This window comes from Pseudomonas sp. GG8 (genome assembly GCF_052976945.1).
In genome coordinates, this window is sequence record NZ_JBRIIP010000001.1 from 3,699,006 (window position 1) to 3,711,298 (window position 12,293).

Sequence of the window (12,293 nt, forward strand, 5' to 3'; positions counted from 1 at the left end):
GGGTCCAATCGGGAGTTGACCTGACGCAGAGCATGCGTGTGGAACCGCCTGGTCTGACGTGCCAGCGCTGCGGGAAACTGGGCATGCGCGTATTTCAGCAGATGATTGACCTACGCAGGCGTCAGCAGTGTGCTGGGGTCTGTCTGCGCAATCGTTGCCGGAGCAAGGATAATCTGATTGTCGACGTGCACATCGACTACTCGATGACCGCTCACCCGGTCGAGCAGCAGGGTGATCAGATCGACTGGGGGCATTGTCGGACTGACTGCGCCAGCTCGGGCTTCTGCCGTGTTTCTCAGCACCTCGACAGGCAATGCCTCAATGAGCTGCACGTGAACATCCTTCGCATCCAGACGGCCATCACACAGGATGGCCAACTGCCTGTTCAGCACATCGCGGGCGCAGGATTCGATACCCGGGTGCGCTTTCCAGATAAGCCGGGATGCATCATCAAGCGTCTGCATCCGCTCTAGCCAGGATGGACTGAGCGTGGCCGCCACGGCCTTGGCAGGTGGGAGTGCCAGTGGGATCGAAGGTGTCAGGCGCCATGCTTCACCGAACGTGCCCGGTACATCACGCCATCGACCACCGCCACCCAGCCGCGACAGGCGATGGTCAATCAGATGACGAATATCCAACGCATCGTCAATCATGACGGCTGCCAGATCGCGGTCTCTGCGAGGCTGATCGATAACGAAAGCCAGATTGCGGTTCTGCAAGGCGATGACCGAGTCGACTCGATCCAGAAACAAGGGCCGGTCGATGTTTTCAAACGCCAACTGCAACCTGGCCGCCGTGCGCACCCGAGCGTGATCATCCAGCGACAGGTAGTGAAGGAGTTCTGTGCGTCCTTCGCCTGTGGAGAAGTGATCGCTCAATTCCCTTCGATTTCGAAACGAACGCAGTCCCTTTCCCACTGAGTAAAGCAGCAGTTCCGACAGCGACGGCACAATCCACTCCACCAGAAATACGCCCGCCAGCTCCGACGGATCTCGATGATCAAGAGACAGTGTGAGCTTCCTGAGGCGAACCTGACCACCATCGCCCCATTGCTCAAGAGACGGATCTAACAGTGAGCTGACTCGTCGAAACTCATGAGCGTCGAGCTTAGCATCGTGCCTGCGTGCCAGCAGCGCCTGTCGGAAGCATTCGGACAACGCAGCGGCAACGTATTCACGACGCGTCTGGCCATGACCTACCGGAGACCACCAAAAATGACCCAGTCGATTATCAAAAGACGTTTTCAGTTCCTTGACCGTATCAGACAGTGCTTGTCGTTGAGGTTGCGCCTCCAGTGAGTCAAGGGTCGTACCCGACGGCCCCAGAAAGCGGTGCTCAGCGCCTTGCGGCAATTCCCGGTCGATGTACTCGTCCAGTGCCTCATCCACGAGCGACTGGACGGCCGTGACGTCTTTCATCGACGACCGCGTTGTTGACTGGATGATCTGCAGAATGTGCGTCGAAGGATCGATTGACGTCTCGGGTATTGCGGTCTTGATCTGCCCTTCCAAGCCGTATTTCAGTACCGATTGCAATGAGGGTGTTTGCTCAAAATGCTGGGCCAGCTCAACGAGTTCTTGTACTTGGTGATCGATGATCTTGAGCATCCGAAACTCAAACAACGGCTCATCGATCAATTGATTTTCGAACGCCGGCACGTCACTTGTTTGCGATCCGAAACGCTTTAGCAATTTGACCAGCAGTTGTTCCCTATCATCGAATCGCTCCAGGCCATACAGCAGGGTACTCAGGTAAACGGTGGTGTCGCTCGATGGGTAGCTGATTAACACGGCCGCAGCCAGTTCAACGTCAGTGGGCAGACCACCGGTTTTGATCACGCGGTCCAGCCGCGGTGGTATCACCGTCCCGTCCAGAGCAGAGGGACCCACCAGCGTTCGCAACCAGCGCGCTTCGTCCTCGTCTATACGTTCGGCGAGGACGGCGTCCGTCACGTCGCGGGAAAATCTTTCTTTGAGCGATTCGGTATGGAAGTACGGGCGGGAGGGGGATGTCATGGCAAGTTTCCTTTTGCGCTGAAAACCACCCCGCCGAACGAATTCCGCGACGGTGGTTGAACGTGAAAGAGAAACTTACCGAATTACCTCGCCTGCCCTGCGTTACATAATGCAAGGCAGGCGCTGACGCACCGCCTTTAGGCGTTAAACCTTCTTATGCTGCTCAACCCAGGCCGCAAACGCGTTCATGAACGTTTGCAGGAAGGGCTTGGTTTGCTCGGACACCGTACCGGCGGCATCGAAAAAAGTCCCCGCGTTGCCCAGGTAGGCTTCCGGCTGCTGCATGCACGGTACGTTAAGAAAAACCAGCGATTGACGCAAATGATGGTTGGCGCCAAAACCGCCAATGGCACCCGGCGAGGCACTGACTACTGCGCCTGGCTTGCCGTCCCAGGCACTTTTGCCATACGGACGCGAACCCACGTCGATGGCGTTTTTCAGGACACCCGGTACCGAACGGTTATATTCCGGGGTGACGAACAGCACGCCATCGGCTGCGCTGATTTGCTGGCGAAAGGCCGTGTAAGCGGCCGGAGGAGAGTCACTATCGATATCTTCGTTATATAGGGGCAAATCGCCAATTTCGACGATATTCAGCTTTAGGCTGCTGGGTGCCAACGCCACCAACGCGCGCGCGACCTTACGGTTGATTGAGTCCTTTCTCAGACTGCCAACAACAACAGCGATCGTATAGACCTGGCTCATGAAGATTTCCGCTCACTGATTAATGGAGGTGTAAGTTATAGATGAAGTCACCTATTTAGTCTGGTTTTCGGGTCCGACCATTACGATTGAACTGTTGAAAACGCCACGCACAGCCACTTGCTACCCGCAGTACCAACGGCTCAGACTATTTTTTCAGCACTGGAAAACTAGCCTGCAAAACAGCGGTCTGACAAATATAGGTGTAGCAGCTGAATCAATTCGTTCAGACTTACCTTACAAGCGGGCATCGATTGTCAGCGCGTGGTGTTAGCATGTCAGCGCAAATGAGCGGTTATCTCCAGAGGTTACAAAGCAAATGGCTTCAGTTCTCGTCCGACATTTTCATGCAAGAGATGCGGAAGGCCGCGTCTACTCGGTGCATGAATTCCAGGAATCACAGCCCGATGCGGCCAGCGGCACGGAGCCTGTTTCGACCTACCGTCTGGCCATTGGCGATCGAGTCAATCATTTGGGCGGAGATGACTTCGAGTTGCTTCAGTCCGGCGTAAAAATGACCCGCACTCCCTGATCCGGGAGCGTGCATCGTTAACTGTGCTGAATCGTCAGGTTACCTGTGCGCCGTTTTAACGCCCCGCACTGACGTGGCCGCAAGCGGCGATTCAGGTCCGTTTTTGGACATAATTAAATTGCCGCGCTTGCGCTTTCTGTAAATCCAAATCGCTACCCCCTCCCCGCACGCCCCAAGAATAACGTTCAGTAACTTCTGACGTTAGTCTTCAAACACCAAGTACCAGAAAATCGCGGCTTCCCGTGTTTCAGGGTCGATAGCCCGATACAGCATGTGATCGATGCCACCCATCACAAAACCGCAACGCTCGTAGAGCTTGCAGGCTGCCAGATTATTGTTTTGAGTTTCAAGCATAAGGCCCGGCAGGCGGTGCTTGCGGCTCCAGAACTGCGCAACATCCAGCAGTGACCTCGCCACCCCCTGGCGACGCGCCGAAGCGTCCACAGCCAGCTCGTCCACATGGGCAAAGCCATTCCAGTGAGTGCTGAGCACCACATGGCCCACTGCCCGCTCGCCTAGCCAGGCCACCAGTACCGTGCTGCCAGCAGCGTCCCGATAATGGCAAAACTCTTGGGAATCGATCCCGTAATTCTTGCGATAAGGCTCGACGGGGTCGATTTCCCAGGAGTCGACACGCTGACCAACCTGCGCCAACGCATAGCCGCTGACGGTGAAGGTGAACTCGCTGTTGAGGATGTAATCCTCGAAGCACTCATCCGCGACTCGAATGGACAGTGCCGGGTTTTCCTGAGTCATGACACCACTGCGCTATCTGAAAATGAGTTTACTGGGGAGTTTGCGCTTGAGCCTCTTGCAACTGCACCCACAACGCTGGCGCACCGGCAGATTTCGCGATTGCCGCCATGCGCACGTCGTGCTCAGCCATTTCGCTGTCGCTGGCCCGGATCACCCGCGCCGGTTGCCGATCCGCTGGCAAGCGGCGAATTTCACTGGCCGTGTTGCCCGATCCTTCTCCCGAGCCGTTGCCATCGGTCGCATTGCCTGCCAGAGACAGACTGGTCTGCCCGCCGGTCATGGTCAGATAAACGTCGGCAAGAATCTCGGCATCGAGTAAAGCGCCGTGCAATTCACGGCCGGAGTTGTCGACACCGTAACGCTTACACAGTGCATCAAGGCTGTTGCGCTGGCCAGGATGACGCTCCCGGGCCATCGCCAAGGTGTCGAGGATGGTGCAATGCTGAGTAATATCAGCCTTGTCACGCTGCCCCATCAGGGCGAATTCGTTGTTAATGAAGCCGACGTCGAACGCTGCGTTGTGGATGATCAGCTGCGCGCCCTTGATGAACTCGAAAAACTCTTCCGAGACCTCATTGAAGCGCGGCTTGCCCACCAGAAACTCGTTGGTGATGCCGTGGACCCCAATGGCGCCCTCATCACTCTCGCGATCCGGTTGCAGGTACACGTGGAAATGCCGCCCGGTCAGGCGGCGGCCGATCAACTCCACGCAACCGATCTCGATGACCCGGTGGCCATCGGTAACGGGCATACCGGTGGTTTCGGTATCGAGTACGACACTACGCATGTTTGATGCCTCTCACTTCCTCTACACCGCGGTTGGCCAACTGATCGGCGCGCTCGTTGCCGTCATGGCCGGTGTGCCCACGTACCCACTTCCAGGTCACGGTATGGCGATTGACTTGCTCATCGAGCAACTGCCACAAGTCGGCATTTTTCACCGGTTGTTTAGCCGCGGTTTTCCAGCCGCGTTTCTTCCAGTTGACCAGCCACTCCTTCATGCCCTTCATGACATATTCGGAGTCGGTAACAACCAGTACGTTGCAGTGCCGTTTGAGTTCTTCAAGACCACGAATGGCCGCGGTCAGCTCCATCCGATTGTTGGTGGTATTGGCCTCGCCACCCCACAGTTCTTTTTCGACCCCCTTGCATACCAACAAGGCGCCCCAACCGCCAGGGCCAGGATTACCTTTACAGGCGCCGTCGGTGAATATTTCAACGCTTTCGCTCACTACAACCGTTTCCATCAAACCTTCCATCGAGCTTTCCACCGAACTTTCATCGACAAACCATCAACCGGCTTGTCTTGCGTAACGCTTTACGGCTGCGGATTGCGCCGATTGACCTTGGCCATCGGCAATGGCAGCAGTTTGCCCATGGTCTCACGCCGCACCTGACGCACAGGACGCAGACCGACCACGATCTTGCGTGCAACCAGTAAGTAGAAGCCGCCGCCGGGACTTTGCCAACCGTCGCCGAGGCGTTCCAGCCCGGCCAGTCGTGCTTGCCAGGCCGCTGAAGCAAGCGGCGGACGATAGCACCCGAAGCGTCGTTTCTCCAGCGCAAAGCCCAGCAGGTTCAACCAGTCCACCACCCGCGACGGCGAAATGCAGCGGGCCTTGCGCAGGGCATCATGAGCGAAAACATGCCGCAGCCCCCAGGCGCTCCACGGGTTGATCCCGATAATCAAAAGATGTCCACCGGGGCGCACACTGCTGGCCGCTTCACGCAGCAAACCGTGAGGCGACAGACAGAAATCCAGACCATGCTGCATGACCACAACGTCGGCGGCGTGCTCGCTCAGGGGCCAGGCCTGTTCTTCACAGACGATTTCCACGCCGGGCAAAGGTGCACCCAGACGTACGTTACGCTGGACCTGTTTAGCCGCTGGCGGCGCTTCGGCAGAAGGGCCGTAATGCACCAGGTAGCCGCCAAAAAAACGGCCCAGCTCATCTTCGAGCACCCGCCGCTCCTCCTCCAGCAGCAGTTGCCCTACCGGTCCGGACAACCACTCACGGGCTGAGCTGATCAGCGCAAGCCATTCAGAATCAGCCTGGGCGAAAGCTTTATCAGTCATTTCTGTTCTCCATGAGGGCACTCGCGTAGAACCTCTATAGACCCTAAGATGCACCATTGTTTCCCGCTTAGCGAACTGCGCCATGATACAGATTGATGCCCTGCCCGCTTTCACTGACAACTACATTTGGTTGTTACAAAACACTGCCAGCCGGTGCTGTGCGGTGGTCGATCCTGGCGATGCTGCACCGGTTCTGGCCTGGCTGGAACAGCATCCGGGTTGGCAGCTCAGCGACATTCTGGTCACCCACCACCATTTCGATCATGTGGGCGGCGTCGAGCAACTGAAAAAAGCCACTGGTGCCCGGGTACTGGGTCCTGCGGCCGAAAACATCCCGGCGCGAGATGTCGCGCTTAACGACAACGACCCGATCAGCGTACTCGGCCTGACCTTTGCTGTGTACGCTGTGCCCGGTCATACCCTGGGCCATATCGCGTTCTACCACGACGACCCGACCACGCCGTTACTGTTTTGCGGCGACACGCTGTTCGCGGCAGGTTGTGGCCGACTGTTTGAAGGCACACCCGAGCAAATGCATCAGTCATTGAGCCGTCTGGCGGCGCTGCCGGACAGCACACTGGTGTATTGCACACATGAGTACACCCTGAGCAATCTGCGCTTCGCCCAAGCGGTAGAACCGGGTAATTGCGACATCGCCGAACGCTTCGCCCAAGTGAGCCAATGGCGCAGCGAAAACCGGATCAGCCTACCTTCAAATTTAGCGCTGGAACGACGCACTAACCCATTCATTCGGACCCATGAAAGATCCGTTAAAGAAAAAGCAGACGAACGGACTGGCACGGACAATCAGTCGCCAAGTGCTATTTTTGCTAGCTTGCGTGCTTGGAAAGATAAGTTCTAAGCACCGTCTTGATCAGCATAGAAATTCTGAAAGGTTGACCGTTGGCTGGCTGGTTCCTAGAATCGCCCGACATTTTCGCCTGGAACTACCCCCCAGCCAATGTCGTCATCCATACGCAAAGTCATCAATTCAGACGCATTGACCCGACTGGTCCAGGCTATCGCCGTGGCCCTGAGCGCTACGCTGGCCGGCTGTCAGACCACCAGCCAAATCGACTCTGTCAGTACCCATCACGCGCCGAATCTTGCCGCCGGCATCAAGCAAAAACCGATTTTTCTCAGTGACAAACCGACCCCACTAGTACCTCAGGATGTCTGGGAGCGGATGCGTCAGGGCTTCCAGTTGCAAGAAGGCAACGGTCAGAACCCACGTATCGATCAACAACGTCTATGGTTCGCCAACAATCCATCCTTTCTGGAAAACGCTGGCGAACGCGGCAGCCTCTACATGCATTACATCGTAGAGCGCCTCGAAGAACGCAACATGCCGCTGGAACTGGCCTTGCTTCCGGTAATCGAAAGCGCCTACAACCCCCTGGCCTATTCACGCAGCGACGCGGTAGGCCTGTGGCAGTTCATTCCATCGACCGGGCGTTACTTCAACCTTCGTCAGACCAGCTTTTACGACGGCCGCCGCGACATTACCGCCTCGACCATCGCCGCCCTGGACTACCTGACACGCCTGCACGATATGTTCAACGGTGACTGGCTTTTGGCGCTTGCTGCCTATAACGCTGGCGAAGGTACCGTCAGCCGGGCCATCGAACGCAACCAGAAACTTGGCCTGCCCACTGATTACTGGAACCTGCCACTGCCGCAGGAAACTCAGGATTACGTGCCCAAGTTCCTCGCACTGTCCCAAGTGGTGCTCGCACCGGAAGCCTACGGCGTCAACCTCAATCCGATTGCCAACCAGCCCTACTTCCAAGTCGTTGAACTCAACCAGCGCATGGACCTGTCAAAGGTCGCCGCCATGGCGGATATCGACGAAGACGAGCTTTTCCAGCTTAACCCGGCGTTCAAGAAACGCATGACCGTCGACGGTCCACAGCATTTGCTGGTGCCAACCGCCAAGGCACAGTTGCTGACCGCCAGCCTGTCGAACATGAAACCTCAGGAACTGGCGGGCTGGCAACAATACCGCGTGCGCACTGGCGACACGCTGGCCAGCCGCGACAAACCCACGCGAAGCCGCAACTACAGGGTGAAAAAGGGCGATAACCTGGTAGCCATCGCCAAAGCCAACAAAGTTGAGGTCAAAGACCTGCAGCACTGGAACCAACTGTCCGGGCGAAACCTGAAAGTCGGGCAGACCCTGGTCATGCAGGACATGATCAGCCCCAAGGGTAAAGGCAAAAGCAAAGGCAAAAGCAGCGACAAGAAGTCGACCCAGTACACGATACGCAAAGGCGATTCGATGTACATGGTGGCCAAACGTTTCAACGTCGAGATGGAGCATCTCCAACGCTTGAACCCACGTAGCGGCCATGCCCTCAAACCAGGCCAGACCCTGACCGTGTATCAGGCCCCTTGAGATCCACTGGCTTGCACCCCTGAATAACCAGACGGGATACGCAGCAAAGGGCCACCCTGGAGGTGGCCTTTTTCCAACGGATACAAGCTGTTACTGTACCGACCAAGAAGCCCAAGCCTCCTGGATCGAATCTCTGACTTGATACGCCTCCTCCTGTTATTCACCTTGGTCTTGAGCTTTTCCGCAGGCGCAACCATCAGCGAAAGCCATGGTTACGCGCAGTTCGGTGTGCTCAAGTACCCAGCCAGCTTTACCCATTTCGACTGGGTCAATCCCGAGGCGCCGAAAGGCGGTACCTTGCGGATGATGGCATTTGGCACTTTCGATACGCTCAACCCTTACACGTTCAAGGGCAGCAGTCCGATTTCGACGCCAAATTTTCTGCAATACGGGGTCAACGAGCTCAACGAACCGTTGATGGTCGGCACCGGTCAGTACGACCCGTCCGGTGATGAGCCGACCTCCAGCTACGGCCTGATCGCGCAAACCGTCGAATACAGCGAAGACCGCAGTTGGGTGGTCTTCAACCTGCGCCCGCAGGCGCGTTTCCATGATGGCAAACCAATCACCGCGTATGACGTGGCGTTCTCCTATCGGTTACTGCTCAAGGAAGGTCATCCGCAATACCGCACTGCCCTGCAGGAAGTGCAGCGGGTCGACATTCTTGGTCGCCATCGCATCCGCTTCGTCTTCAAGCGTGCCGGCAACCCCTTGCTCATCCTGCGTCTCGGCGAACTGCCGGTATTGCCGCAGCACTACTGGAAAGATCGCGATTTCAAAGCCACCACCTTCGAACCACCCGTGGGCAGTGGTCCTTACCGGATTACCAAGGTGCAACCCGGACGGCAACTGGTGTTTGAGCGGGTCAAGGACTGGTGGGGCAAAGATCTGGCGGTGAACCGTGGCAAGTACAACTTCGATCGGGTCAACGTGGAGTTCTACCGCGACAGCGATGTGGCATTCGAAGCATTCAAGGCTGGTGAGTTCGACATCTACATCGAGCATCAGGCCAAAAACTGGTCCAACGGATACAACTTTCCGGCGATCGCCCGTGGCGACGTGATCAAAGCGCAGATCCCGCACAAGATTCCAACCCAGACCCAAGGGCTGTTCATGAACTCCCGGCGCGGCACCTTCTCGGACGTCAAGGTGCGCGAAGCGCTGGGGCTGATGTTCAATTTCGAGTGGACCAATCGCGCGCTATTCAGTGACGCCTACACCCGCTCGGCGAGCTACTACCCTAACAGCGAGTTCTCAGCCACCGGCCTGCCGTCAGGTCACGAGTGGCTGATGCTGTCGCCCTGGCGTGATCAGTTGCCGCCGAACCTGTTCACCCAGCCGTTTAGTGTGTCTAAAACCGAGGGGGGTGATATTCCCCGGGAAACCCTGCGCAAAGCGCTCGGGCTGTTTGCCGAAGCGGGCTGGAAGTTGTCGGATCAGCGGTTACTCAATCGCAACGGGCAGCCCTTGCGCTTCGAAATATTGCTGGTCAATCCCAACCTTGAGCGGATTCTGCAGCCTTACATTGAGGACCTCTCTCGCCTCGGGATCGACGCTCGCTTACGGACGGTAGATCGCGCCCAATACAAGCAGCGCCTGGACCAGTTCGATTTCGATATGATCTTGATGACCTTGAACCAGAGCCTCAGCCCCGGTCTTGAGCAATGGCAGTACTTTCACTCCAGTCAGGCTGGAATCAAAGGCAGCAAGAATTACGCAGGCGTATCCAGCCCGGTGGTCGACAGCCTGCTCGATCAATTGCTGGCGGCACAATCACGCGACGAACAAATCGCCGCAGCCCGTGCCTTGGACCGGGTGTTGCTTTGGCAGCAGTACTGCATCCCAAACTGGTACCTCGATTATCATCGCCTGGCGTACCGCAACCGGTTCGCCCAGGTCACCACCCCAACCTACACTCTGGGTTTGCGTGCGTGGTGGCTCAAGCCTTCGGAGAAAACCCAATGATTGCTATGCGCTCCCTGCTGATGCGGGCCAGCGGCATGTTGCTGATGGGCGTGGCCTGCATAGCCCTGGCCGCCCCCGAACACGCAGTGACCCTGTACAACGAGGCGCCGAAATACCCCGCCAATTTCAAACATTTCGATTACGTCAATCAGGACGCGCCCAAGGGCGGCAGCTTTCGTCAGGCCGGCTTTGGCAGTTTCGACAGCCTCAACCCCTTTATCAATAAAGGCGTGCCAGCTGACGACATCGGCATGATTTACGACACCCTGACCCGCCATAGTCTGGATGAGCCCTTTACCGAATACGGCCTGATTGCCGGCAAAATCGAAAAAGCGCCGGACAATAGCTGGGTGCGCTTCTATTTGCGCCCCGAAGCCCACTTCCACGATGGTCACCCCATCCGTGCCGAAGACGTGGTATTCAGCTTCCAGACCCTGATCAAGAACGGTGCCCCGATGTATCGCGGCTACTATGCAGACGTTGATCAGGTCATCGCCGAAGACCCTCTGCGCGTGCTGTTCAAGTTCAAAAGCAGCAACAACCGCGAGTTGCCACTGATCCTCGGCCAACTGCCGGTCCTGCCCAAGCACTGGTGGGAAAATCGCGACTTCGCCAAAGGCAATCTGGAAATCCCGTTAGGCAGCGGCCCGTACAAGGTGGCCGAAGTCAAAGCCGGGCGCTCGATCCGTTACGAACGGGTCAAGGACTACTGGGGCAAAGACCTGCCGGTTAACCGTGGTTTTTACAACTTCGACACCCTGTCCATCGATTACTATCGAGACAATACCGTTGCCCTTGAAGCACTCAAAGCCGGGCAATTCGATTATTGGCTCGAAACCAGCGCCAAGAACTGGGCCACGGCTTACAACACGCCTGCCGTCAACGCCGGTCGGTTGATCAAGGAAGAAATCCCCAACGGCAACCCTACCGGCATGCAGGGGTTTGTCTTCAACCTGCGGCGTCCGATATTTCAAGACGTGCGGGTGCGTGAAGCATTGAACCTGCTGCTGGATTTCCAGTGGACCAACAAGCAACTGTTCAATGGCGCCTACACCCGGACCAAAAGCTACTTCGATAATTCGGACATGGCCTCCAGCGGCTTGCCGAGTAAAGACGAACTGGCCGTACTCGAGCCGTTGCGCGGCACCATTCCTGACCGGGTGTTCACTGACGAGTTCAAGCTGCCGGTCACCGATGCCAGCGGCATGATTCGCCCACAACAGCGTAAAGCCTTTCAGCTGCTGCAAGAGGCCGGCTGGAGGATCGTCGGCGACAAGATGGTCGACGCCCAAGGCAAGCCAGTGACCCTCGAGTTCTTGTTGGCGCAGACCGAATTCGAACGCATCCTGCTGCCTTTCAAGCGCAACCTCAGCGACCTCGGCATCGATCTGGTGCTGCGTCGGGTCGATGTCTCGCAATACGTAAACCGCCTGCGTTCGCGTGACTTCGACCTGATTGTCAGCGGCTTTCCGCAATCCAGTTCACCGGGCAACGAACAACGCGAGTATTGGCACTCCTCCAGCGCCGAGAAGCCGGGCAGCCGCAATTTCATCGGACTCAAAGACCCGGCCATCGATAGCCTGGTCGACGGACTGATCGATGCCGACTCGCGGCAAAGCCTGATCACCCACGCCCGTGCGCTGGACCGTGTGCTGCTTTGGGGCTACTACGTGATCCCCAACTGGCACATCAAAACCTGGCGTGTGGCGTACTGGGACCATATCGGTCATCCCAAGGTGACACCGCTGTTCGACGTCGCTACCTCGACCTGGTGGATAAAACCCGACGCCAAACCGGCCAACCCTGCACAACCCCCTGAGCAAGCCGAGCCGGCGAGCGTGGAGCAATAAG

General features: G+C 57.2%; 11 protein-coding genes. 5 read left to right on the forward strand and 6 right to left on the reverse strand.

Annotation, left to right across the window (positions count from 1 at the left end):
• Positions 1-110: 110 nt before the first annotated feature.
• Both ACVBEG_RS17920 and ACVBEG_RS17925 read right to left on the reverse strand, forming a co-directional pair.
• Positions 111-2,015: a hypothetical protein gene (locus ACVBEG_RS17920; protein ID WP_447108161.1), complete on the reverse strand. Its 1,905-nt coding sequence runs from the start codon at positions 2,013-2,015 to the stop codon at positions 111-113.
• Positions 2,016-2,159: 144 nt separating this feature from the next.
• On the reverse strand, positions 2,160-2,720 hold the full coding sequence (locus tag ACVBEG_RS17925; protein WP_322178286.1) for an NADPH-dependent FMN reductase: 561 nt from the start codon (positions 2,718-2,720) through the stop codon (positions 2,160-2,162).
• A 316-nt stretch (positions 2,721-3,036) separates the two neighbouring features.
• Between ACVBEG_RS17925 and ACVBEG_RS17930 the strand changes: the two genes are divergently transcribed.
• Entirely contained in the window at positions 3,037-3,249 is a 213-nt protein-coding gene (locus tag ACVBEG_RS17930) for a hypothetical protein (protein ID WP_219061461.1), read from the forward strand.
• Between the two features lie 201 nt (positions 3,250-3,450).
• On the opposite strand, the gene ACVBEG_RS17935 is transcribed toward ACVBEG_RS17930, so the two are convergent.
• From ACVBEG_RS17935 to ACVBEG_RS17950, 4 genes are all read right to left on the reverse strand, one after another.
• The gene (locus tag ACVBEG_RS17935) at positions 3,451-4,005 is read right to left on the reverse strand and encodes a GNAT family N-acetyltransferase (RefSeq protein ID WP_322178285.1); all 555 of its coding nucleotides are present in this window, start codon (positions 4,003-4,005) and stop codon (positions 3,451-3,453) included.
• A gap of 28 nt (positions 4,006-4,033) precedes the next feature.
• Complete coding sequence (gene dnaQ / locus ACVBEG_RS17940; protein ID WP_219061463.1) at positions 4,034-4,792, reverse strand: DNA polymerase III subunit epsilon; 759 nt, start codon at positions 4,790-4,792, stop codon at positions 4,034-4,036.
• The gene (gene rnhA / locus ACVBEG_RS17945; RefSeq protein ID WP_407074572.1) at positions 4,785-5,252 is read right to left on the reverse strand and encodes a ribonuclease HI; all 468 of its coding nucleotides are present in this window, start codon (positions 5,250-5,252) and stop codon (positions 4,785-4,787) included. Before rnhA ends, dnaQ begins: the two co-directional genes overlap by 8 nt.
• A 71-nt stretch (positions 5,253-5,323) precedes the next feature.
• Positions 5,324-6,082 carry a class I SAM-dependent methyltransferase gene (locus tag ACVBEG_RS17950; RefSeq protein WP_322178284.1) on the reverse strand — a complete coding sequence of 253 codons (759 nt, stop codon included), beginning with the start codon at positions 6,080-6,082 and terminating at the stop codon, positions 5,324-5,326.
• Between the two features lie 82 nt (positions 6,083-6,164).
• Here ACVBEG_RS17950 and gloB point away from each other — a divergent pair, with 82 nt between their 5' ends.
• The 4 genes from gloB (at position 6,165) to ACVBEG_RS17970 (ending at position 12,292) form a co-directional block, all read left to right on the forward strand.
• Positions 6,165-6,944, forward strand: a complete 780-nt coding sequence (gene gloB, locus ACVBEG_RS17955; protein WP_323565848.1) for a hydroxyacylglutathione hydrolase — start codon at positions 6,165-6,167, stop codon at positions 6,942-6,944.
• Positions 6,945-7,043: 99 nt separating this feature from the next.
• Complete coding sequence (locus tag ACVBEG_RS17960) at positions 7,044-8,477, forward strand: lytic transglycosylase domain-containing protein (RefSeq protein WP_322178282.1); 1,434 nt, start codon at positions 7,044-7,046, stop codon at positions 8,475-8,477.
• Positions 8,478-8,615: 138 nt separating this feature from the next.
• The gene (locus ACVBEG_RS17965) at positions 8,616-10,442 is read left to right on the forward strand and encodes an extracellular solute-binding protein (protein ID WP_322178281.1); all 1,827 of its coding nucleotides are present in this window, start codon (positions 8,616-8,618) and stop codon (positions 10,440-10,442) included.
• Positions 10,439-12,292: an extracellular solute-binding protein gene (locus ACVBEG_RS17970; protein WP_322178280.1), complete on the forward strand. Its 1,854-nt coding sequence runs from the start codon at positions 10,439-10,441 to the stop codon at positions 12,290-12,292. The genes ACVBEG_RS17965 and ACVBEG_RS17970 overlap by 4 nt, the downstream gene beginning before the upstream one ends.
• Position 12,293: the final 1 nt, after the last annotated feature.